Annotated in this window: 16 protein-coding genes; 13 read left to right on the top strand and 3 right to left on the bottom strand. The window is 43.1% G+C overall.

The window, feature by feature from the left end; genetic code table 11:
• The first annotated feature begins 40 nt into the window (after positions 1–40).
• From GO495_RS26485 to GO495_RS26435, 11 genes are all read left to right on the top strand, one after another.
• Positions 41–730 (top strand): ABC transporter ATP-binding protein, encoded by a 690-nt coding sequence (locus tag GO495_RS26485; protein ID WP_157302969.1) that lies wholly within the window; start codon positions 41–43, stop codon positions 728–730.
• A 25-nt stretch (positions 731–755) separates the two neighbouring features.
• Positions 756–3,119 (top strand): SLC13 family permease, encoded by a 2,364-nt coding sequence (locus GO495_RS26480; RefSeq protein ID WP_157302968.1) that lies wholly within the window; start codon positions 756–758, stop codon positions 3,117–3,119.
• A 7-nt stretch (positions 3,120–3,126) separates the two neighbouring features.
• On the top strand, positions 3,127–5,523 hold the full coding sequence (locus tag GO495_RS26475; RefSeq protein ID WP_157302967.1) for an ABC transporter permease: 2,397 nt from the start codon (positions 3,127–3,129) through the stop codon (positions 5,521–5,523).
• Between the two features lie 108 nt (positions 5,524–5,631).
• Positions 5,632–8,043: an ABC transporter permease gene (locus tag GO495_RS26470; protein WP_157302966.1), complete on the top strand. Its 2,412-nt coding sequence runs from the start codon at positions 5,632–5,634 to the stop codon at positions 8,041–8,043.
• A 4-nt stretch (positions 8,044–8,047) separates the two neighbouring features.
• On the top strand, positions 8,048–8,710 hold the full coding sequence (locus GO495_RS26465; RefSeq protein WP_157302965.1) for an ABC transporter ATP-binding protein: 663 nt from the start codon (positions 8,048–8,050) through the stop codon (positions 8,708–8,710).
• 179 nt (positions 8,711–8,889) lie between these two features.
• Positions 8,890–10,344 (top strand): TolC family protein, encoded by a 1,455-nt coding sequence (locus GO495_RS26460; RefSeq protein ID WP_170302729.1) that lies wholly within the window; start codon positions 8,890–8,892, stop codon positions 10,342–10,344.
• 28 nt (positions 10,345–10,372) lie between these two features.
• Entirely contained in the window at positions 10,373–11,746 is a 1,374-nt protein-coding gene (locus tag GO495_RS26455) for an efflux RND transporter periplasmic adaptor subunit (protein ID WP_157302963.1), read from the top strand.
• 261 nt (positions 11,747–12,007) lie between these two features.
• Positions 12,008–12,283 carry a hypothetical protein gene (locus GO495_RS26450; protein WP_157302962.1) on the top strand — a complete coding sequence of 92 codons (276 nt, stop codon included), beginning with the start codon at positions 12,008–12,010 and terminating at the stop codon, positions 12,281–12,283.
• Positions 12,284–12,634: 351 nt separating this feature from the next.
• Complete coding sequence (locus GO495_RS26445; protein ID WP_157302961.1) at positions 12,635–13,639, top strand: NAD(P)H-dependent glycerol-3-phosphate dehydrogenase; 1,005 nt, start codon at positions 12,635–12,637, stop codon at positions 13,637–13,639.
• 98 nt (positions 13,640–13,737) lie between these two features.
• A complete protein-coding gene (locus GO495_RS26440; RefSeq protein ID WP_157302960.1) occupies positions 13,738–17,010 on the top strand; it encodes a SusC/RagA family TonB-linked outer membrane protein in 3,273 nt (1,090 codons plus the stop codon).
• Positions 17,011–17,040: 30 nt separating this feature from the next.
• Positions 17,041–18,570, top strand: coding sequence for a SusD/RagB family nutrient-binding outer membrane lipoprotein (locus GO495_RS26435; RefSeq protein ID WP_157302959.1), 1,530 nt, complete (start codon positions 17,041–17,043; stop codon positions 18,568–18,570).
• Between the two features lie 68 nt (positions 18,571–18,638).
• Here the strand turns inward: GO495_RS26435 and GO495_RS26430 are convergent, their stop codons facing one another.
• Both GO495_RS26430 and GO495_RS26425 read right to left on the bottom strand, forming a co-directional pair.
• Positions 18,639–19,961 carry a DEAD/DEAH box helicase gene (locus GO495_RS26430; RefSeq protein WP_157302958.1) on the bottom strand — a complete coding sequence of 441 codons (1,323 nt, stop codon included), beginning with the start codon at positions 19,959–19,961 and terminating at the stop codon, positions 18,639–18,641.
• 47 nt (positions 19,962–20,008) lie between these two features.
• Positions 20,009–20,248, bottom strand: coding sequence for a hypothetical protein (locus GO495_RS26425; RefSeq protein WP_157302957.1), 240 nt, complete (start codon positions 20,246–20,248; stop codon positions 20,009–20,011).
• A gap of 522 nt (positions 20,249–20,770) precedes the next feature.
• Here GO495_RS26425 and GO495_RS26420 point away from each other — a divergent pair.
• Together GO495_RS26420 and GO495_RS26415 are read left to right on the top strand one after the other, a co-directional pair.
• On the top strand, positions 20,771–21,205 hold the full coding sequence (locus GO495_RS26420) for a response regulator transcription factor (protein ID WP_157302956.1): 435 nt from the start codon (positions 20,771–20,773) through the stop codon (positions 21,203–21,205).
• 51 nt (positions 21,206–21,256) lie between these two features.
• Positions 21,257–22,720 carry a sigma-54-dependent transcriptional regulator gene (locus GO495_RS26415; RefSeq protein WP_157302955.1) on the top strand — a complete coding sequence of 488 codons (1,464 nt, stop codon included), beginning with the start codon at positions 21,257–21,259 and terminating at the stop codon, positions 22,718–22,720.
• Positions 22,721–22,948: 228 nt separating this feature from the next.
• Here GO495_RS26415 and GO495_RS26410 read toward each other — a convergent pair whose 3' ends face one another.
• A complete protein-coding gene (locus tag GO495_RS26410; RefSeq protein ID WP_157302954.1) occupies positions 22,949–24,385 on the bottom strand; it encodes a hybrid sensor histidine kinase/response regulator in 1,437 nt (478 codons plus the stop codon).
• Positions 24,386–24,390 lie beyond the last annotated feature (5 nt).

Raw genomic sequence — 24,390 nt, 5'->3', positions numbered from 1 at the left:
AGGGCCAGCATCATACATTAAATTTATTAAACTCAAATCAATGATACGTACCGTAAATCTGCAAAAGATCTTTACCACGGAGGAAATTGAAACTTCAGCCCTGAATGGCATTAACATGGAAGTGAAAGACGGGGAGTTTGTAGCTATCATGGGACCTTCCGGTTGCGGAAAGTCTACTTTACTGAACATCCTTGGATTACTGGATAATCCAAGTGGAGGAGAATACCATTTCTGGGAGCATGAAGTAGCACGTATGAGTGAACGTCAGCGCGCACAGTTAAGGAAAGGATCTATTGGGTTCGTATTCCAGAGTTTTAACCTCATTGATGAACTGACGGTCTTTGAAAATGTGGAGTTACCGCTGTTATATCTGAAAGTTCCGGCCGGTGAGCGTAAGGAAAAAGTAGAAGCAGTGCTGGAACGTATGAATATCATGCATCGCCGTAATCACTTCCCGCAGCAGTTATCCGGTGGTCAGCAGCAGCGTGTGGCGATTGCCCGTGCCGTAGTAGCCAAACCTAAAATGATATTGGCGGATGAGCCTACAGGTAATCTGGACTCTACCAATGGAGAAGAAGTAATGAAGTTATTACAGGAGCTGAATGAGGCGGGTACTACGATGATCATGGTAACACATAGTCCTTATGATGCCGGTTTTGCACATCGTGTAATCAACCTGTTTGATGGCAGAGTAGTCACTGAGAATATCAAGGAGCAGTTCCATATTTAGAAACGTCAATTTAAAATGAGTCATCATGATCAGTAATTATCTGCGTATCGGCTGGCGCAACATTCGCCGGCATAAGCTGTATAGCGGGATTAATATCGGCGGGCTGGCACTGGGGCTTGCTGTGGGCATTTTATTACTGATATGGGTGCAGGATGAATTGAGTTTTGACAGGTTTCATAAGAACGGGAAAAGTATTTACAGTTTAAGCGTTACGTTTAAATCCGGTAGTGATGTGCAGACATGGGGTGCGATGCCCGGTGCGCTGGCACCTGCTGCTGTAAAAAGGATTGCTGGAGTAGAGAGTGCGGTAAGGATGAGTGATGCATGGCAGATATCCAAGTATACCTATGATAACAAGGATTTTTATGATATTAAAGGCGCCTATGTGGATCCTGCCTTTTTCTCGATGTTCAGTTTCCCTTTGTTAAAGGGAAGCCTGTTTTCAAATAATCAATCGATTGTGATTACCCGCAGCGCAGCTAAAAGATATTTTGGTACTGAAGACGCTGTTGGTAAAATGATTCAGGCTAATGGGAAAGATAATTACACTGTCAATGGTGTGATAGAAGATTTTCCGCGGAATTCAAGTATTCAATGTGATTTCCTTTTCCCATTTGATATTCTTAAAAAGAATTTCGGGGCAGGAGATAACTGGAAATCTCTGGATGGAGACTGGGGTGATTTTTATTATGCCACCTATCTGCAACTGGCGCCCGGTACCCGGCCTGATAAAGTTGCAGAGCAGCTTGCATTATTACGTCCTGAAAGTAAGCTTGATCCGAAGGTACAGTATAATGTACAGCCTTTGTATAATGTACATTTGTATAATCCCGATCAGAGTGAAGGCGGTATTAAAATAGTGCGCATTTTCCTGATAGTGGCTATTGTAATATTGCTGATCGCCTGTGTAAATTATGTAAATCTTTCTACCGCCAGAGCTATGCAGCGGGCCGGCGAAATAGGTGTCCGGAAAATGGTAGGTGCCGCACGCCGTCAGTTATTCCTGCAATTCCTGTGGGAGTCTGTGCTGGTATTTGTAATGGCATTAGCATTGGCTGTGCTGATTATGCTGGTAGTGATCCCATTCTACAATGATCTCACTGATAAACAACTTTCTTTAAGTGCAAATAATATGCAGATGATCATAGCTATAGGAATGGCTATGTTACTGACGCTATTGGTCGCAGGGATTTATCCCGCAGTATTGTTATCATCCTTTGATCCTTTAAGAACATTAAAAGGCCGCATCACGCTGGGCAGAAGTAATATCTCTTTCCGTAAGGCGCTGGTGGTATTGCAATTTGTAATTGCCACAGTACTGATCATCAGTACGCTGGTTGTTGGCCGGCAGTTACAGTATATCCGGTCAAAGGCATTAGGGTATGATAAGGAAAATGTATTCCAGTTCGATCTGGGAAATGCAGAACCGCATTTTGCCAGTTTGGAGCAGGAAATGGCCGCGATGCCCGGTGTGCATGGTGTTGGAGGGGCCACTCAGAATTTATTGGATATCGGTAACAGTACCGGTGATACCAAGTGGGATGGAAAGACAGCAGATCAATCTATGGTCATACATGCGATTGGCAGTGACAAAGCCTTTTTTAATGTTATGAATTTCAAGCTGGTGGGTGGTGTCAATTTTACAGACTCCAAAGCAGATTCGGGGCATTATATTATTAACGAAACGGCTGCGAAGCTGATGGGGATGAACGATGCTGTTGGTAAACGTTTCTCGTTGTGGGAGAATGAAGGTATCATCATTGGCGTAGTAAAGGATTTCCATTTTGCATCATTGCATGAAAGAATTGGGCCACTGGTGTTCTATTATGGTGGAGGTACCCATGTACCTACCGGTTACAGAATGTATGTAAAAACTAGTGGTAAGGATGCACAGAAGGCCATAGATGCTGCAACAAAAATATACGCCCGCTATAACGGGGATCATCCATTTCACTATTCTTTTCTGGACGCAGAACTGGATAGATTATACCGTACAGACCAGCGTACCGGTCGCCTGTTTAATTACTTTGCAGGCATCGCCATTTTCATCAGTTGCCTGGGCCTTTTTGGACTGGCCACTTTTGCTACAGCGCAAAGAGTGAAGGAGATCGGTATCCGCAAAGTACTGGGGGCTTCTGTCACTAACATTGTTACATTATTATCCTCTGACTTTTTGAAAACAGTGATGATCGCTATTCTTTTATCTGTACCCATTGCCTGGTATATGATGCATAAATGGCTGGAAGATTACGCTTACAGAATTGGCATCGACTGGAAGATATTTGTAATGGCAGGTAGTCTTGCTGTATTGATAGCGTTGTTCACGGTGAGTTTTCAGGCTATAAAAGCGGCTTTGTTAAATCCCGTAAAATCACTCAAATCTGAATAGATCCTATATGCTAAAACATTATTTAAAAATAGCTATCCGTCACCTGCGTCAGCAAAAAGTAATTACGGCAATTAATATTGCCGGGTTATCAATCGGGATGGCCTGCTGTATACTTATCATCCTGTTTGTAAAAGATGAGCGCAGTTATGATACTTTTCACGTGAATGCGAACAGTATTTACCGGTTAAACAGTGCTGTTATAAAAGATAATGAGGGTGATTTCTGGGGCGGTTCACAGTTGCCTGCCGGGCCCGCAATGAAGGCGGAGCTGGGAGATGTTAAAAGTGCAGTACGGATCCAGGCGGATGGACGTACGTTGCTTTCCTATAAGGATAAACAGATCATAGAGGATGTTGTGTATGCAGATGAAGACTATTTCAAGATGTTCAGTTTCCCTTTAAAGGAAGGAGATCCTGCTAAAGTCTTGAAAGCGCCTTATACAATGGTGATCACAGAAAAGATTGCCAGGAAATATTTCGGATCAGAAGATCCCGTAGGAAAGATGATGAGAGTCAGCACCAAGTTTGACTGCCAGATAACAGGTGTGGCTAAAGACATGCCGCAGAACTCTGATGTGAAACACGATGTAATCATCTCTTTTGCTACGTATATAGCAGAAGCAGGTGGGAACAACTTCGATCAGGCATGGTTCTACTTTACAAATACGGCTACTTATGTGCAGTTGAACGAACATGCTGATCTAAGAAGAGCAAACAGGGAGTTGGTAAAACTAAAGGCCCGGCATATTGACAAGATTGCAAAAAGTTTGGGATTAGGATTTGCATATGAGTTGCAGCCCTTATTACATACGCATCTGCGTCCACATGGTGAAAATGATAGGAGCGCTCAATCTAAACTCATTTATTTCTACATGATCATTGCAGCTTTTATTCTGCTGATAGCCTGTTTCAATTTTATGAACCTGGTTACTGCAAGGGCAAATGAAAGAGCGCTGGAAGTAGGCTTACGTAAAGTGATGGGTGGCGCACGTAAAACGCTGATAGCTCAGTTCCTGTCAGAATCTATCTTATTAAGTATATTGTCTTTTATCATTGCTGTATTGCTGGCATTACTGATATTACCTTTCTTCAACGCATTTGCAGATAAAAACCTGTACCTGTTTGGCTGGCAACAGTTGCCTATGCTGGGAGGATTATTTATTGTCACCTTACTGGTGGGCGTAATAGCGGGTAGTTACCCTGCATTTTATTTGTCCGGATTTTTGCCGATAGCCGTGCTGAAAGGAAACTTTAAATCTTCCGGCAGCAGGATCTGGATACGTAAGGGGTTAGTGATCGCGCAGTTTTTTGTAACGGTTGTATTGATCATTGCGACTATTGTTACAGAATCCCAGCTTCGTTACTGGCAACATAAAGATCTTGGATTTGATAAGGACCGTCTTGTAAATATTTATCTGAATTATAAAGAAACGGGGAAAGTGGCTTCTGTATTAAAGACAGAATTGCTGCGCTCTCATAATGTAAAGAGTGTAACGTTGTCGAATATGGCGATGGGCATCAGTAACTCCATGAACCCGGTGGTAAAGGATGGGGATACAGATGACAAATCTGTTACCTCCAGCATTATTACAGGAGACTTTGACCTGTTGAAAACAATGGATATCAAGCTGATGAAAGGACGGGATTTCTCTCCTGTTTTTTCTATGGACAGCAACAATACATTTATTGTTAACCAGGCCTTTGTAAAGGCTATGGGACTGAAAAATCCGGTAGGGACCGTTATTAAATGGGAACCTGGCGGAATAGTACGCAAAGGAGAGATCATTGGCGTGGTGAAAGATTTTAATTTCCAGACGTTAGTGGTGCCTGTATCTCCCGCTATTTGTTTTGTAGCTCCGGTGGAAAGGAGTAGCGTGATTAATGTACGGTTAAATCCGGGAGATGTATCTAAGCAGATGGCGGAAATGGAGAAACTTTGGAAAGAGCTTGTTCCCGGTTATCCATTTGAAACTTCCTTTGTAGCAGACGATCTGGCCAAACAGTATGTGGAAGCCGGAAGAGTGGCTAAGTTATTTGGCGTCTTTTCCATGTTATCCATTTTTATTGCCTGTATGGGATTGTTTGGATTATCTATCCTGATATCGCGTCAGCGTATGAAGGAGATAGGTATCCGCAAGGTATTGGGCGCCTCTGTATTTGGTATTACAACGCTGTTATCCAAAGACTTTATGAAACTGATAGGTGTAGCTATTCTACTGGCTACTCCGCTGGCCTGGTTCGTTCTGAACAGATGGCTGGAGAATTTTGCATACCGCATTACGATAGAGTGGTGGATGTTGTTGATGGCGGGTGTTGTTTCGATATTTATAGCATTGCTGACTATAAGTTTTCAATCGGTAAAAGCGGCGCTGATGAATCCAGTCCGCTCTTTGAAAACAGAATAAGATGTTACGTTTTAAAATGACAAGTGAAAGATGATACTGTGGGCTGGTATCGACCGGCCCGCACTTTTAAGTTACGGATTTTAGGGTAATCAACATAATATTTTACATATGTTCCGCAATTATTTAAAGATAGCCTGGCGCAACCTGGGAAGGCAAAAGGTGTTTGCTGCCGTGAATATCACGGGGATGACAGTGGCTTTTTGTGCTGCATTATTGCTGGGAATAGCCGCTTATCATGAATGGACATATGATAACTTTCATAAGGATAGTGATCGTTTATTCCAGATATATACAGAAGAACGTTTGCCTGGGGGGAAGTCGCTTCCGTCGTCAAGCGAGGCTGTCCCACTAGCCCCTGTATTACAAAAGGAGTGTGCTGCTGTGCAGCAGGTGGCACGTTATGTGGGAGAAGTAGAAAATGTGCAATACGGGGAGCGGAGCATGGACCTGATGGTGAGATTTGTAGACCCCTCTTTTTTATCCATGTTCAACTTCCCGGTACTAAAGGGAGATGTGAATGCCTTACACAGAGCAGACCAGGTATTGCTCACAGAAAAGGCAGCACATAATCTTTTCAATAATGGTAATGCGATAGGAAAGATTGTGCAGATAAAAATGAACAATCAGCTAAAGCCATTTACAGTGGGTGGTATAATGGCAGATGTACCCGGCAGTTCCAGTTTTGATTTTGAGATACTGACCAGTTTCGGGAATGTAATACAGATGCTTGATGAGCCGGATTCCTGGAGCAATGAATCTTACCGTACGCTTATTCAGTTGCAAAAGAATGCATCGGCAGCGGCGTTTGAAAAGCAGAGCAGAGCTGTGATGCATAAATATTATACGGGCCGTATAAGTGATATGGTAAGGGATGGGGCAACGCCTGATAAAGGCGGTGAGGTATTATCTCTCCATACTATTCCATTGCGGGATATTCATTTTAATGAAGTTAGTAAAATAGGTAGTGCCATCAGCCGGTTTTATCCCTGGATGCTGGTGATTATGGCTTTTATGATCGTATCTATTGCAGCCATTAATTTCATTAACCTGTCTATGGGCCGTTCTTTTACACGTGCCGGAGAGATAGGACTGAGAAAGGCGCTGGGTGCATTGCGGGGGCAACTGATATTTCAGTTCTGGAGTGAGGCATTTATCATCTGCAGTATTGCACTGCTGATGAGTCTTACACTGGCAGGGTTATTATTACCCGGGTTTAATGCCATGTTTAAATATCATTTTACACTGAACATATTGAAAGATGTGCGTGTAATAACAGGCATAATATCGATCTTCCTTTTTGTAACCTTAATGGCAGGAGGATATCCCGCCTGGCTGATATCAGGGTTTAATATAGTGGAAGTGCTGAAGGGTAAACTGCGTTTGGGGAAAAGCAGTTTTATGCGGAATACACTTATTATTGTACAGTTTATTGTAGCCGTATTACTGATCAGTTGTACCGTTGTTTTGTGGCAGCAATTACAGTACCTGCGTTCCCGTCCTTTGGGATACAATCAGCATCAGGTAATCAGTCTGCCGGTAAATGGGAATGTAAATGCCGCACAGGCCCTGGGATCACTGCGTAGCCGTTTGGATGGAAACCCGCATGTGCTGGCAGTGAGTGCTTCCGGTATGAATCTCGGGAAGGGCCTGGACGGGTCAGAGGCTAACTGGCATATTGGCTTTGACTACAAGGGACATGGGGTTAAAATGGCTATGCAGGAGGTGAGTTATGATTATGCAAAAACACTGGACCTGCAATTGGTTTCCGGGAGAGATTTTACTAAAGGCTATGTAGATTCCCAAGTGGTTATTATCAATGAAAAGATGGCATTACAACTTGGGGAAAAGGACCCGATAGGGAAGGAGCTGCAGTGGGATGAAAAGCCTCCGGTGAAGATAGTTGGTGTTGTAAAAGACTTTAATTTTAAATCATTACACCAGGATATTGAACCTTTGACGATGAAACTGGTACCTTCTTTACAGGTATCTTACATTTTCATCAAAGTACAGCCTGCAGATCTTCCGGGATCTATGGCGATAATAGAAAAAGTCTGGAAGGAAATTAATCCGCGGGGTACTTTCCAGGGCTCTTTCCTGGATGACAATACGAATCGTATGTACAAAGCTGAATCCAGGCTGGCGGGTATCATTATCAGCAGTGCGGTACTGGCTATCATTATTTCCTGTATGGGATTGTTTGCGATAGCGGTACTGGTGATTGCACAAAGGAATAAGGAAATAGGGGTACGTAAAATACTGGGGGCATCTGCAGCCAGTATTGTTACATTGATTTCCGTAGATTTTCTGAAGCTGGTAGCAGTGGCTATTCTGATAGCCACACCGGTAGCCTGGTATTTAATGAACACCTGGCTGCAGGAGTTTGCCTACAGGATTCATATTCAGTGGTGGACATTTGTATTATCCGGTATGGCAGCAGTGATCATTGCTTTTTTTACCATCAGTTTTCAATCTATACGGGCCGCATTAATGAACCCGGTAAAATCTCTAAAAACAGAATAATAAAATGATACAACTCAAACACATCTCAAAGCATTATCCGGTAGGATTTGGGAAGAATGAAATATTAAAAGATATTGACCTGACTATATTTGAAGGGGAATTTGTGTCTATCATGGGGCCATCCGGTTCAGGTAAATCCACTTTGCTGCATGTGCTGGGATTACTGGAAGAACCTTCCCAGGGAGAATATCTTTTTGAGGGGGAGTCGGTGTTTAGGATGAATGAGAAGAAACGGACACAGTTGCACAGGGGGACTATCGGTTTTGTTTTCCAGGCTTATCACCTGATCGATGAACTGACGGTATATGAGAATATAGAAACGCCGCTGTTGTATAAAAATATGCCTTCGGCAGAACGCAAAAGCCGTGTGGCGGATGTACTGGATAGGTTTAACATTGTTGCCAAGAAAGATTTATTCCCGAGTCAGTTATCCGGTGGTCAGCAGCAGTTGGTAGGTATTGCCCGTGCTATTGTGGCTGAACCCCGTGTGATACTGGCAGATGAACCTACCGGTAATCTGCATTCTGATCAGGCGAAAGAAATCATGGAACTTTTCAAGCACCTGAATGAGAAGGATAAGATTACGATTATACAGGTAACTCACTCCGAGTTAAACGCAACGTACGGTCACAGGATTATACAGATCCGGGACGGGAAAATCGCATAATTTCAATTTACGGGTTTGATGAATTAAGTTTGAGGTTTGATCAATACGGGTGCAATGGCTCATCCGTAGAGATCAAACCTCAAACTTAAAAACCAGTAGCATATCCCTGACATTATTTTTCGCCTTTCTTAAAGAAAATGTTTATGTTATCATTACAATTATTATATTTTTGGAATGTCATGAAATTATCCAAAAAGCCCGGATGTGTCCTGGCACTTTGTTTATTGTTTGCTAACGTAGTTACCGTAAAGGCACAGGATACCTGGAGCCTGAAACGTTCTGTGGATTATGCATTGGCTAATAATATAACGATCAAGCAACAGGACGTACAAAGGCGTTTAGCTGATCTCACTTTGAAGCAGAGTAAGCTGGCGCAGGTCCCTTCTGTAAATATAGGTGTTGACGGAACTGTTGGTTCCGGCCGTAATATTGACCCTTACACCAATAGTATTATTACCCAGTCTTACTTTACTTCCGGTGCCGGTGTGACCGCAGGCGTAACCATTTTTAACTGGTTTTCCCAGCAGAACATCATTGCAGCTAATAAGTACCAGTCAGCCGCACAGAGTAGCCTTTTTGTCAAGGCCCAGAATGACGTGGCTTTTAATATCGCCAATGCGTTTCTGCAGATCCTCCTGAATAATGAACAGGTGCATATCAGTGAGCTACAGGTAAAGCTGACCACATCACAATTGGAGAATACCAAAAAGCTGGTGATTGCCGGTTCTGTACCAGAGAGCAATCAGGCCGACCTGGAAGCGAAGCTGGCCAGTGATAGTGTAACCCTGGTGAATGCCCAGAACCAGGTGGTTATTTCCACTTTGCAGATGAAGGCCCTGCTGAACCTTGGATTTGACGTTCCTTACGTACCCGAGATACCGGAGAAGATAGCAGATATTCCTTTGCCCCGCCTGGACGAAGTCGATCCGGAGATGGTATACAGTGCGGCGCTGAGTACTAACCCTCTGATAAAGGCCGACGAGCTGCTGGTTAAATCCATGCAGCGTTCCTATGCTTCAGCGAAGGGGCAGTTATATCCCAAATTATCAGCATCGGCCAATGTGAATACCAGTTATGCGAACAGTGCGAATAATGCGCTTGTGGTAGGGCAGACTCCTTATACTGTAACTGTTGGGCAGGTAGTAGTGAATGGAACAACCTATGATGTAACGCAGAGCGGCTACAAGGACAATACGGTACTGAAAACGATCCCTTTCAACGACCAGATTAATAACAACTTAAGGCAGTCGGTAGGTTTATCATTGAGTATACCTATTTTAAATGGCTGGCAGGCGCGTACCAATATGCAGAAGGCAAGACTGAATATTACTACCCAGCAGCTGGTGCGTGAAAAGGACAATCAGCAGCTGCGGCAGGATATTTATACTGCTCATGCAAATGCGATAGCGGCCATTCAGAAATTTTCCGCCGCTTCAAAAGGAGTTTTGGCTTCCCAGAGAGCATATGATTTTGCCACTAAAAGGTTTGATCTGGGATTGATGAATACGATTGATTATATTACAACTCAAAGTAACTTATTTAAGGCGCAGGTAGATAAAGTATCGGCCCAATATGATTATATATTTAAAATGAAGCTGCTGGAGTTTTACAGGGATCAGAAGATCACTTTGTAGCTGCTCCTACCCATAGAAATTAACCTGTATGAAAAAGACGCTTTTCTGGATATTAGGGATTCTCCTGGTAATAATTATTGTAGGATTCGCTCTTAATGCCAACAAAAAAGAGGGAATTAAGGTAGCTGTTGACAGAGCTGCCGAAAAGAATATTATAGAGGTAGTGTCTGCCAGTGGGAAGATATATCCTGAAACAGAAGTAAAGGTAAGCTCCGACGTTTCCGGTGAAATAGTAGAGCTGCCTGTGCTGGAAGGCGATTCTGTAAAAAAGGGACAGGTACTGGTGCGCATTTATGCGGATGTGTATGGTTCTGTAAGAGATAAGGCGAATGCGTCTCTCAGTCAGGCCCAGGCACAACTGGCCAATACTGCGGCGGCGCTGAATTCTTACAAAGCCCGTCTGGAACAAAATAAAGCTGCTTACGAACGAAACAAGGAACTACTGGCACAAAAGGTGGTATCCCGCAGTGAATTTGAAACCGCAGAAGGTACTTACCGTGCAGCCCTGGCAGATTATAATGCCGCTGCAGAACTGGTGAACAGTAATAAGTTTGCTGTACAGAATGCCAAAGCGGGATTAACAGAAGCGAATACAAACCTGCTTCGTACCACGATCTCTTCTCCTATGAGCGGCGTGGTTTCCCTGTTACCTGTTAAAAGGGGTGAAAGGGTAGTAGGTACCGGTCAGATGACAGGTACAGAGATCATGCGCATTGCGGACCTGAATGTGATGGAAGTACAGGTAGACGTTGGAGAAAATGATATTCCCCGTGTAAAGTATAATGATACGGCCGTAGTGGAAGTGGATGCCTACAATAACCGTAAGTTTAAGGGGATTGTAACACAGATTGCCAGTTCCAGTAAAGGATCTGCTACTGCTACTTCTACGTCCACTTCTTCTGCAGAACAGGTAACCAGCTATATTGTGCATATCCGCATTTTGCAGGAAAGCTATCAGGACCTTCTCGATCCTAAAAATCCAAAGAATTTCCCTTTCCGCCCGGGTATGAGTGCCAGTGTGGATATACAAACGCACAGGAAAAATAATGTACTGGCTGTACCTATCAACGCAGTTACTACCAGGGAAGTGATTGATAGTACCGGCTCTGGCAGGAAAGTTGGGGAAGCTAAGAAAGTGACCAATGATGGTTCAGTTGCAGAAACTGAAAACAAAGTGACCAGGGAAGTTGTTTTCGTATTACAGCAGGATAAGACTGTGAAGATGGTGGAAGTGAAAACGGGGGTGCAGGACGATATTAATATTGAAGTGCTTTCCGGTTTGAAGCTGGGAGATGAGGTGATCAGTGCGCCTTATTCCGCGGTATCTAAGGACCTGGATGAGAAGAAGAAAGTGATCATTGTACCAAAGAAAGAGCTGTTTGAAGGCTCGGCGAAGAAGTAAGAGACATATGGCAAGCTAAATATAAAAGAGCTACCTGCTGATCAGCAGGTAGCTCTTTTCTTATATGCCGGCAGGCTTAACAAGCTTATTTTATCAAAATACAAATACGGGGCAACATAATATAACAGGTTTTTATATTTAATATTCCTCTAAATGGTTGTTTTATAGATTGTTAGGGCCGTTTTTGCAAAACTTAACATTGCCCTATGTTAAATTACCATTAATTTTATGTTATCACATTAAACCACTCTCATTAATATTATGGCTACTACAAATGCTCCAAAGGCAGCTAAATCTTCCCGTAAAGATGCCCGCAATACAATAGAAGAAAAGTTGAATCTTCTGTTAGTTGATCTGAAAAAAGAATTGGGGGAAGGCAAATTCAAAAACAGGATTAAGAAGGCTGCGAAATTGTTGAGCAAAGGACTGGACAAAACAAAGAAGAAGGTTGTAACGGTAAAGAAAAAGGCTGTAAAAAAAGCAAAAGTATCTACTAAGAAAGCTGCCGTTGCTGCTACACCTGACACTGAAAAATAATATAGTTTAAAAGCAGCAGAAGTCTCCGTAACTCCCGCTGCTTTTAACGTTATTACTTCCGGCCCGGTGTCCATTATCAGTTAATACCTTTGTACTTGTCAGAATATAGTTCATGTCGAAGGTGCCGGGATTTCTGAAGTATTTGCTCCGCCACTTCCTACGGTGCTGAGGAAGCTTGTGGTAGCACTGTTCTGCAATTGTGTATTGTAACGCTGGTCCCATAACCCGCCGGCTGCAAAATATTCACCTGTTTATATTTTACGTTCCTGTCATTGGCTCCTGTAGACGGGGCCAAACGATATGGTAATATTGGCATGGTAAAATTCCTTACTTTGCAAGAAAAAGAGATACTTGAAAGCAGGCATTATAGGCAGCGGCAGCTGGGCTACAGCATTAGCTAAAATACTAACGGATAACGGGGAACAGATCATGTGGTGGATCAGGAATGACGACACGATCCGGTATATGCAGCAGCGCCATCATAACAAGCATTATTTAACCTCTGTATATTTCGATACTAACCTTTTACAGTTAAGCAGTAACCTGGAAGAAGTGGTAGCCGCCAGTGATTTGCTGGTGCTGGCCGTACCTTCTGCTTTCCTGGAAGAAGTGATGCTGTTGTTACCTCCCGGTGCATTGAACGGGAAGAAAGTTGTGAATGCTATCAAAGGACTGGTTCCCGGTAATAACCTCCTGATTAATGAATACCTGTCTGAGATGTTTGACCTTCCGCTGGAAAGGTATTTCACTATAACAGGGCCCTGCCATGCAGAAGAAGTAGCCAATGAAAAGCTCTCTTACCTTACATTTTCGGGGTTACAGGAAGAACCTGCACAGGAGATCGCCAACATGTTTGGCAACAGCTATTTGCAAACAATCGTTAACAGGGATGTAATAGGAGTGCAACTGGCCGCTGTATTAAAGAATATTTATGCATTAGGGGCCGGTATTGCACATGGCCTGGAATACGGAGATAATTTCCTGAGTGTTTATATTACCAACTGCTTCCGGGAAATGCAGCATTTCCTTGAAACTTACGGGCAGGAACATATTGAAGCCGGTTCAGAACATAATTACAATGCCAGTGCTTATCTGGGAGACCTGCTGGTAACCTGCTATTCTTTGCATAGCCGTAACCGTACCTTCGGTAATATGATTGGCAAAGGATATAGTGTAATGGCCGCACAACTGGAGTTGAGCATGATAGCGGAAGGCTATTATGCCAGTAAATGCCTGTTTGAAATGAACCGGGAAGTAGGCGCTTATATACCGGTGGCACAGGCCGTGTATACTATACTGTGGGAGCAACTGAATCCGAGAGAAGCCTTCCTTGCATTGGAGAAGGGATTTATATAATTAACCAACTGTTAACCTTCTGTTAAAACGGGCATAAAATAAGTTTGTAATCTTCGCAGCAGAATCGATGTAACCTATCAATCAATCTATATTCTGCTATGCACAACTTATGCCTCAAAGGCCTGGCGACAGGTGTTTTTCTGATTTTATTTTCATTTGCAGCGATGGCTCAGTCCATTAGCGGTAAAGTATTGTCCGGCGATGATAAACAACCCTTACCGGGAGCTACTATCCAGGTAAAGGGCACTTCTAAAAAGACCGTTACTGATACTAACGGGAACTTTACGGTAGCGGCAGAGAACAGTGATGTGCTCATCATCAGTAATATCGGTTTTGCTACACTACAGCTGCCCGCCTCACAGGCTGCAGTTATTTCACTGGCTATAGATACAAAAGGGCTGGGTGAGGTAGTTGTTACTGCACTGGGTATTAAAAAAGAGAGAAAGAAGCTGGGTTATGCCCTGCAGGAAATGAAGGGGGATGAACTCACTACTGCCCGTGAAACGAATGTAGTGAACCAGTTAGCTGGCAAAGTTGCCGGTGTAACTGTAGTGAGCAGTCCATCCGGTGTAGGTGGTTCTTCCAGGGTCTCTATCCGTGGGGAACGTTCAGTAGACCTGAACAAGAACCAGCCATTGTATGTGATTGACGGTGTACCTATCAGTAATGCCATTAACGGTGGGTCCGGCAGTAATAACCTGGAAGTGGATTTCGGGAATGGCGCCAGCTTTATCAACCCTGATGATATAGAAAGTATGACAGTGTTGAAAGGCGCTGCAGCAGCTGCATTATATGGTTCAAGGGCCGCTAATGGAGTAGTGATGATCAAGACGAAATCCGGTAAGAAACAACAGGGGCTGGGGGTTGAAGTAAACAGCAATCTTACACTGGAAACACCACTTAAATTACCTGAGTATCAGAAAGTGTACGGACAGGGGAACAGCAGTGGCGGAGATTTTGCTTTTGTAAATGGCGCCGGCAGCGGTTTGTCTGATGGTACAGATGAAGGCTGGGGACCAGCCTATAAAGGACAGTTGTTCCCTCAGTTTAATTCCCCCCGTACATTAAACGGAACGGCTATCCCGTATACAGGCGGTGATATGAATGCACCGGCAGGGAGTGTAATCACTCCAACCAAATGGGAAGCTGATAATGATAACCTGAAGAACTTCCTGGAAACAGGCCGCACATTCACTAATAATGTGGCGATCACTGGTGGTAATGACAAAGGAGACCTGCGTGTAAGTTACACGAACCTGGATCAGAAGGGAATGGTGCCTAATACGGGTTTAAAAAGGAATACCACTACCTTCTCCGGTAGTTATAATCTCACGCCTAAGTTTACTGTTAAATCTTATGCTTCTTATATCAGAAGTGAAAGTGATAATCGTCCATCTATCAGTTATGGTACGGAAAGTATTATGTACCTGTTTAACTGCTGGCTGCCATCATCCGTAAAAGTGAGTGACCTGCGCCGCCTGTGGCAAAAGGGTTTAGACAACAAACAACAATACAACTGGAATTATAATTATCACGATAATCCCTACATGACCGTTTTTCAAAATACGAACGGACAGTATTATGATCGTCTGATCGGGAACGTGATCTTAAGATATGATCTTACCAGCTGGTTAAATGTACAGTTACGCTCTGCTACTGACTGGAGTAGTGAACGCAGGGAATATCACCGTGCATTCAGTACACAGCGTTTCCCTTATGGAGAATACCGTGAGGTAAATATCATCAATGAAGAGCGTAATACAGACTTCCTGTTTGCGGCAGATAAAGAAATCAATAGCAGGTTTTCTGTGAATGCTACGTTGGGTGGTAACCAGATGCGTCAGACTTCCCGTTTTAATGAAGCCGTTGCGGGACAATTGAATATCCCGGACATTTATCGGTTAACGAATTCACGCATTGCACTGGTGGCTAATCAGAATAATGTAGGGAAACGTATTAATAGCTTTTACGGTTCTGCCGGAGTGTCTTATGATAACAAACTGTTCCTGGATGTAACAGGCCGTAATGACCGCAGCAGCGCACTTACATTACCTGAAGCCCTGAAATCATTAGGTACGGAGAAGAATTCTTATTTCTATTCTTCCGTAGCATTAAGTGCTGTCATCAGTGATATGATAAAACTGCCTGCTGCTATCAGCTTTGCAAAAGTAAGAGCCAGTTTTGCACAGGTGGGTAATGATACAGATCCCTTTGCATTTACACAAACCTACAACAGGAGTGATCCATATGGTGCATCGCAGGTATACGGAGAAACCAGCCGTCTTTCCAATCTTAACCTGAAACCGGAAATAAGTTCTGCTTATGAATTTGGAACAGATCTGCGGTTTTTAAATAACCGTGCAGGTATTGATATTACTTATTATCAGAGTAATACTAAAAATCAGATCCTCAATATTCCTCTTTCCAATACCAGTGGGTATGAAACCCGTGTGATCAATGCAGGATCTATCAGGAACAGTGGAGTGGAAGTAATGCTGAACGTAACGCCTGTTCAGAAAAAACATTTCACCTGGAGTGCGTACGTGAACTTCTCTGCAAACCGCAGTAAAGTAATTGAACTGAGTGATGGCCTGGATAATTATGTGATGGCAGATCGTAGTGTAAGTGTGGAAGCAAGGGTTGGTCAGCGTATGGGTGATTTATACGGAATTGGTTTTGCGAGGGTGCAAAATACTGACCCGGCAGCTGCTTATTATGATAAATCCGGTAAGTATACGGGACAGATGGTATTTGCTGCGAATGGCCGCCCTGTAGCTACTACAGAAAGAATAAGGCTGGGTAATTATAATCCAGACTGGCTGATGGGGATCGGCAACAACTTTAGTTATAAGGGAGTAAGATTGAGTTTCCTGTTTGATATCCGTCAGGGAGGCAAATTATATTCTCATACACAAACAGTAGGACGTGAAGGGGGGATTATAAAAGAAACGCTGGAAGGACGTGCAGACGGATATGACATGAGCAAGCCGGGAAATGGTGTGATCGGTACAGGAGCTGTACAAAACGGAGACGGCAGTTTCAGCACCAATACGACCAAGGTTGCTGTACGTGAGTGGCACAGTGCATGGACAGGTGGCCGTAGTATTGCTGAAGGCGTAATGTATGATGCATCTTTTGTGAAGCTGCGAGAATTGCAGATCGGCTATACTATTCCGGGTGTTTTTGGGAAGCGGCTGATTAAAGGATTAAGTGTTTCCCTGGTAGGGCGTAACCTTCTTTTATGGGATCATGTTCCGCATGTGGACCCGGAGAATATGTCTTACTCAGGTGGTACAGCATTACCTGGTATAGAGTATATGAGCTTGCCTACAGCGCGTAGTTATGGAGTGAACCTGAGCTTCAAATTATGATGAGTCCTTACGTTTTAAAAAAAGAAAAAAATGAGACTATTTAATATAATAACGTTTGTTTTGATTGCCGGACTTTTGTCTGCCTGTACCCGCGATTTCAGTGAGACGAATACAGACGAAAATAATCCTACCAATGTAACACCAGATCTGTTGCTGAGTGGCGTGATCCGTAATATGATGAACAGGCAGGTGAATACTGCCTGGGGTATTGGTAATATCGTTGTGCAGCATCATGCAAAGATCCAGTTTGTGAATGAGGACCGCTACCTGTGGGGAGAGCAAAACAGCGTATGGGACGATGTGTATGATAACTATCGCAACCTCCAGAATATTTTTGCTGCTGTGGGGACTGATGAAACCAATCCTTATTATGGTGTGTCGCTGATATTAAAGTCGTGGATGTTTGCGCAGGCAACAGATGCATATGGGGATATTCCGTATTCCGAGGCAGGCAAAGCTAAGCTGGAAGGGTTGTACCAGCCGGTATATGACAAACAGGAAGATATTTATACAGGTATACTGGCAGATCTTGAAAAGGCTAATAAGGTATTGGCTACAGGTGGCAGTACTATCAACCTGGATGGGGATATTCTTTATGGTGGTGGTGCTTCTTCTATTATTCACTGGCGCAAGCTGGCCAATTCGTTACGCATCCGCTACCTGCTGCGTATGTCTAAAAGGAAAGACGTAAGTGCTGCGATGGAAGCCATTGTCAGTGACCGCATCAACAACCCCGTTTTTGAAAACAACAGTGATAATGCAGAACTGAAATATCAGTCTGCCGCACCTAACCAATGGCCATTATATGGTAGCCGTGTAGGGTCCATTGATGAGTTCCGTGTGAGTAAAACACTCAGCGACCGCTTAACGGCTTTAGGTGATCCACGGTTAAAAGTATTCGGCCGTCCTACACAGAAGTCTGTGGCAGCAGGTACTCCTGTAATAGCAGGGATCCCCAATGGCCTGAGCGACGTAGATGCACTGGCCTATAATGGTGGTGTACAGGGTGTTTCCAGGATAGGCTACACTTTTGCCTGCCTGGTATGTAATGATCAGGGACAGGCAGCGCCTGATCCTGCGGCTGCAAGAGGATTGCTGATGACCTATTCAGAATTGGAATTTTCCCTGGCAGAAGCTACTGAAATGGGATTGATCACAAATGAGACTGCGGAGACTTATTATACAAATGGGGTAGTTGCTAACTTTGATTACTGGAAAGCGGTCGTTCCTTCCGTATATGGAATTGATGTAAGCATGCCGGCGGGGTATCTTACCCAGGCGGGTGTAGTTTACAGTGGAGATAAAAGTGAGAGACTGGCGAAGATCGCTTTACAAAAGTGGATAGCATATTATTTCAACGGGCTGGAAGCATGGTTCGACTGGCGCCGCACGGGTATGCCTGAAATAGTGCCTGGTCCTTCCAATTTGAACGATGGAAGAGTGCCTGTAAGATTTATTTATCCGTTGAAAGAACAATCGCTGAATGGGGTGAACAGAACTGCTGCTGTTGAAAGACAAGGGGCAGATAATCTGAATACGAAACCCTGGCTGATAAAGTAATATTATTATAAAGAAGAAAGCTCTGTAAAGAGCTTTCTTCTTTTATTCAGCTGGATATTTTTAACAATTTATTTAGCGATATCAATCTTTACTTTTTTATTCTTGATCTTCTCGTTTTGTACAAGCTGCAATGTTGTGCTGGCTTTTGATTTGCGAATAGCCACAAAGGAGAAGAAATCCTTTACTTCTATCAGCCCTATTTCTTCTTTCTTCAACTGTCCTTTATTGGTAAGGAAGCCTACGATATCTACTTTATTTACTTTATCTTTTTTACCGGCACTGATAAAGAAGGTCGTCCATTTTGGCTTCTCGGGAAGTTCTATCTCGTCCGGTAAGGTAATGGGAGTCGCTTCTTCTGAAACATAAGCAGGGAGTTTTTCTTCCGGCCCTATGATCAGAATGGCGGTACCACTTGCATCCATTCTGGCAGTTCTGCCATTACGGTGGGTGAATGTATCTTCTGTATTAGGCAGGTGGTAATGGATAATATAGCGGATGTGCGGGATATCCAATCCACGTGCAGCGAGGTCTGTTGTTACCAGGATATTCGAAGAGCCGTTCCTGAATTTGCCGAGGGCAGCATCCCTTTCCTGCTGTTCCATAGCGCCGTGATAAAATACGCTCACCAGTCCGTTTTCTTTGAGCAGGTTATTGGTACGTTCTACCGCTTCCCTGTGGTTACAGAATACGATGGTAGAGCGGTTGCCCAGCATACATATGAGGCGGAAGAGGGTATCGAGTTTATCTTTACCATCGCTTTCCAGGTATTGAATAGCGAGGGCTTTGGATGTATCTTCTGTGATGAAGTTGAGTTCAACCGGTTCTGTGAGTCCTACGAATTCGGGGATCTCGACAGCATCGGTAGCGGAAGTAAGGATCCTTTTCTTCAGGGATTTAAGAGAGTGAAGGATGAACGCCAGTTCTTCCTGGAAGCCGAGTTCCAGGGACTTATCGAACTCATCCAGTACGAGGGTATGGATACCATCTGGTTTAATATTCTCCCGGCGCAGGTGATCACACAGGCGGCCTGGTGTACCTATGATGACTGCAGGAGCTTCTATCAGGTTGTTTTCCTCTGTTTCTCTCAGGTGTCCGCCATAGCAGCAGGTTACTTTAAAGCCCGTTCCCATACTTTTAAATACCTGCTCTATCTGGAGCGCAAGTTCTCTGGAAGGAACTACTATCAGTGCCTGGGTTGTAGGATTATTGATATCCAGCAGGTCCAGTACGGGTAAAAGAAAACCTAATGTTTTGCCCGAGCCTGTGGCAGAGAGTAGTACGACGTTGTCTGCCTGCTTATTTGCTTCGATGGATGCCAGTTGCATCTCGTTCAGCGCATCGATTTTTAAAGCAGAAAGGATGTTTGTAAGAGTGTATGATTCGTTTTGCATTGGGGCAAAAGTACGGGAGTTCCCTAAGCTACACAAAAGAAGCCTGCTTATTGTTCTTTTTTTGCATCTGTAAAGTAATGTCTTATCATCCATTCTATGTGAGGCAGGAGGGCGCTTTCTGGCAGTTCTGGCCCATCTACCTGCTGGATTTCACTTTCATTTGTGTAGGTGTATTCCAGTACCTGTCCCCTTACAACTATCTGGAATCTCTTTTCCCGACCTCTTTTTCTTAGTGCAACTTTAGTATTTACGCCATTGATCAGAAAGGTACAAGCAAGCGTACGCATGATGGTTTAGTTTAGACATGAAGTTAAAAATCGCACGACTATGCTGGCTAGTGGCAAGTGTGTGGCATATTCCCTAAGTATAGACTGTAATATGAAATGCTGATATATTGTCATTCAAATGTATGAGGTAATAACAACAAAAGTGTGAATGAATTGTTAATGGTAAAAAAAAGTCCCGGCTACTACTCCGGGACAAATAACTAAACAACAGTTATGAATGAAAAAAAATCCTGCGATATATAGCGTTTCAATTAGTATACCATATAGTCCAAGAGCATAATTTCTCATATGTAATACTGCTGAGTGTGGAGATTTTATAAGGGCTGTGGAATTTATTCCACGGTTCTAAGGGTTCGGGTTCTGGAAATCAATACATTTATAATGGATTGATATTTGAAAGTAATGATTGGTTACATGTACTTACGGGGTATATCGGCATATTGAGTGCAGATAGATTGAAAGTGAGGAAAATGTACTTCTTTAATACTTGGTAATCAATTTCTTAATGGAATAAGTGTAAGCATGTCACAAGATATAAAACCGGATGTGGAACTTCCATCCGACTCAGTATTAACAAACAGGGGGAAGAAAGGGCCATTTATTCTGATTATCGACGATGAACCCGATATCTGTAAACTATTGCAATTGAGCCTGGTGAAACATGGATATAGTGTAAAGTATGTACATGCTCTTACGGAAGGCATGCAATACCTACAGGAACATCAGCAGCCCGATATCCTTTTCCTGGATATTCACCTGCCGGATGGTTCAGGTCTTGAAGCAATTCCGGATATAAAGATGCAGTGCCCTGCGCTGCCAGTAATAACAATCAGTGCGTACGACAATGGGATGGAGAAGCAGAAAGCATTAAAAGCAGGCGCCAGTTATTTCCTGGCTAAACCTTTTAACGTGAAGAATCTTGACGAACTGATGGGTACTATGTTGAGTAATAAGTAATACTATTATTAAATTTAAATTAGCTGTTGTCTAACACCACATATAAATATTATGAGAAATATCCTGATTATTGACGACGAGATCAATATTTGTACGTTACTGAGTAAGTTCTTAAGTAAACATGGCTTTAAGGTAGATACTACCATGAGCGGTGCTACAGCGCTGAAAATGATGAAGGAAAAGACTTTTGATCTGGTGTTGTGTGATTACCGTTTAAAAGATACTGATGGGGCTCAACTGCTTCAGGACATACGATTGATCAACCCGCGTACAATTGTTATTATCATTACCGGTTATACGGACGTAAGAGTTGCTGTTGATATGGTGAAGAATGGTGCATACGATTATCTTTCGAAGCCATTGTATCCGGATGAGATCCTGAACCTGGTCCATAAAGCCTTTGCACATATGGATGCGGAAAGAGAAAGAGAATCATCTATGCCCATGCGTTCTGTGAGCAACGGACCTGAAAGAAGCAATAGTCCGCAGGAAACAGAAGATATCGGGAGTGAAGTGCTTGATAAAAGCCATAAATATGTATATGGGGAAAGTGCTGGCGCAAAGGAACTGTTACGTCAGATCAAACTGGTTGCTCCTACTGATTACAGTGTAATTATCTTTGGAGAAACGGGTACTGGTAAAGAATCGGTAGCTCACTTAATCCATCATCATAGTAAACGTCAGTCGCAACCTTTTGTTGCACTGGATTGCGGTAGCCTTTCCAAAGAACTGGCAGCAAGTGAGTTGTTTGGTCATGAGAAGGGCTCTTTTACAGGAGCGATCAACACCAAAATCGGGGCTTTTGAACAGGCACATGGTGGTACTTTGTTCCTGGATGAAGTATCCAATCTTTCTTACGACATACAGATAGCGTTACTGAGAGTTATACAGGAAAAAGTAATCCGTCGTGTAGGTAGTCTGAAAGAGATTCCTATTGATGTACGAATTATCGTGGCATCTAATGAAAAGTTGTCAGAGTCTGTACAGAAGGGAAGATTCCGTGAGGATTTATTTCATCGCTTTAACGAATTCACTATTTATATTCCACCATTGCGTGAGAGAGTGCTTGACCTTCCGTTGTTTGTAAATGCGTTTATGAGGCAGGTGGAAAGAGAACTGCAAAAGAACTGCGGAAAGATTGATAATGATGTGTGGGAATGTTTCAACAAGTACAACTGGCCAGGTAATATACGTGAGCTGAAAAACGTGATACGTCGTGCCTGTTTGCTTACACCAGAACATGAAGATATTACATTGTCGACACTACCATTGGAAATGAAAGAGTCATTCTCACAACCTTCTTATGAAGAAGATCACCAGGTGAATATGACAGGTGAATTGATTTCAATTACCAACGAGAATGATCTTAAAACGGTTGCTTTACAGGCAGAGTATAATAAGATCATTAATGTGCTGAAAGAGGTGAAGTATAATAAGACAAAAGCTGCGCAGTTATTGAACATAGACCGCAAAACATTGTACAATAAATTGCGTTTACTGAATATAAATTATTAGAACGAGATCGATATTAATGTTTTATTTACGGGGGCGCTTTATAGCGCCCCTTTTTGTTGCACGGTATGTATTTTGCATTCCTGTATATCAAACGATCTACGTCAGGCCGGCAAAAAATATCAACATAAAAAGGTAAATATATTTGAGCGGTTCTCCCTTCGACTATCATAGTATGGGGCGACGATTCTCAGGTCCTTTATTTATTTTGGATACAACCTCTTTCTGTTTTTATAAGTTTACGGGTAATACGATTGTAAATGTACTGCCGTTATCTATTTCACTTTCTACGTGTATTGTTCCTTTGTGATTCATGATTATATTCTGAGTACTGGTAAGTCCCAGCCCTGTTCCTTTAGGTTTGTTCGTAAAGAACGGATCAAACAACCGGGCTCTTGTATCTTCAGGAATACCCGGGCCATTATCCGTGATCATAATAATGGCTTTATCTTTCTGACGTTCTGTTCTGATGGTCAGTAAGCCTTTGCCCGGAGTCATTGCTTCTATTCCATTGATGATGATATTCAGCAGTGCGATCGCTATTTTTTCATCGTCCGCAGGGATCATTACATCTGGTTTCACATAATCCTTCTGCACCTTTATTTCATTCAGTTGCAGGCGGTCCTGTGCCAGTACCAATGCCTTATCTGTTAATTCATTGATACCATGAGGACGGATATTCAATTCTATCATGCGGGTAGAATGCAACAGTTCTGTGATCAGCTGATTGATGCGGGTACAATTCCGTTCAATGATATCAACGTATACCTGGCTTTCTTCCACACTTACCGGTTCGCCTTTGAACTGGCTTACGGCGAGTAATATATTGGTAAGAGGATTTCTTACTTCATGTGCGATCACGCGCGCGATACGGCCGGTGATTACAAACTTTTGTTGTTGTTGTTTCTCCAGCTCTTCGCGTTTTCTCTCTGTGATATCCTGTACCACACAGAGGAATACCTGTTCCTCTTCATCCAGTGTAACGGCGCTTACCAGTACGTCCAGCTTTTTGCCTTCTTTGGTAAGGAAGTTATATTCTGTTTGCAGACTGGAATCTTCTCCGCAGATATGATCAAAGAAGTGTTTGCTTTGTTCTTCCTGGAAAAAGAGTTGTCTGAGGTTCAGTTGTAATATTTCGTCTTTGCTGTATTGTAAAGATCTGATAGCAGACGGGTTGGCGTCTATGATATTTTTATTACAGTCTGCCAGTATAATAAGGTCGTGTGCTTTTTCGAAGACACTGAAATATTTCTTTTCTTTTTCTTCGATAATACGCAGGTGATGCGCTTCATCCAGCGCATAACGGATAGATCGTTCCAGCAGATCTGCACTGATTTCCCCTTTTACGAGGTAATCAGAGGCGCCTGCCTGCATCGCTTCTTTATCTATTGTATAATCGCCTTTACCCGTAAGCATAATTACGGGGGCGTTGAATTGTAATTGCTGGAAATGGTGGAGTATATCAATACCTGTGTAAGGGCCGAGACGGTAATCTACCAGGTAAATATCATGTTCTTTTCTATCTATTTCCTCTAATGCTTTGGAATAGGTAGGAGCCCAGTCGAGTTGATATTGTCCAGGAGAAATATCCTGTAATAATTGGCTCACCAGATAAAAGTCATCCTCATCGTCATCAATCATCAGGATGTGAACAGGTAAATCGGTCATCTCAT

The sequence above is a fragment of the Chitinophaga oryziterrae genome, from assembly GCF_009758125.1.
Taxonomy (GTDB): Bacteria; Bacteroidota; Bacteroidia; order Chitinophagales; family Chitinophagaceae; genus Chitinophaga; species Chitinophaga oryziterrae.
This window is presented reverse-complemented; position numbering and strand designations above follow the sequence as displayed.

Coding starts and splice junctions, on each gene's coding strand:
- GO495_RS26410 (WP_157302954.1), bottom strand. CDS start 24,385: ATGACCGATTTACCTGTTCACATCCTGATGATTGATGACGATGAGGAT.
- GO495_RS26460 (WP_170302729.1), top strand. CDS start 8,890: ATGAAATTATCCAAAAAGCCCGGATGTGTCCTGGCACTTTGTTTATTG.
- GO495_RS26420 (WP_157302956.1), top strand. CDS start 20,771: ATGTCACAAGATATAAAACCGGATGTGGAACTTCCATCCGACTCAGTA.
- GO495_RS26480 (WP_157302968.1), top strand. CDS start 756: ATGATCAGTAATTATCTGCGTATCGGCTGGCGCAACATTCGCCGGCAT.
- GO495_RS26475 (WP_157302967.1), top strand. CDS start 3,127: ATGCTAAAACATTATTTAAAAATAGCTATCCGTCACCTGCGTCAGCAA.
- GO495_RS26425 (WP_157302957.1), bottom strand. CDS start 20,248: ATGCGTACGCTTGCTTGTACCTTTCTGATCAATGGCGTAAATACTAAA.
- GO495_RS26415 (WP_157302955.1), top strand. CDS start 21,257: ATGAGAAATATCCTGATTATTGACGACGAGATCAATATTTGTACGTTA.
- GO495_RS26450 (WP_157302962.1), top strand. CDS start 12,008: ATGGCTACTACAAATGCTCCAAAGGCAGCTAAATCTTCCCGTAAAGAT.
- GO495_RS26440 (WP_157302960.1), top strand. CDS start 13,738: ATGCACAACTTATGCCTCAAAGGCCTGGCGACAGGTGTTTTTCTGATT.
- GO495_RS26435 (WP_157302959.1), top strand. CDS start 17,041: ATGAGACTATTTAATATAATAACGTTTGTTTTGATTGCCGGACTTTTG.
- GO495_RS26430 (WP_157302958.1), bottom strand. CDS start 19,961: ATGCAAAACGAATCATACACTCTTACAAACATCCTTTCTGCTTTAAAA.
- GO495_RS26455 (WP_157302963.1), top strand. CDS start 10,373: ATGAAAAAGACGCTTTTCTGGATATTAGGGATTCTCCTGGTAATAATT.
- GO495_RS26465 (WP_157302965.1), top strand. CDS start 8,048: ATGATACAACTCAAACACATCTCAAAGCATTATCCGGTAGGATTTGGG.
- GO495_RS26485 (WP_157302969.1), top strand. CDS start 41: ATGATACGTACCGTAAATCTGCAAAAGATCTTTACCACGGAGGAAATT.
- GO495_RS26470 (WP_157302966.1), top strand. CDS start 5,632: ATGTTCCGCAATTATTTAAAGATAGCCTGGCGCAACCTGGGAAGGCAA.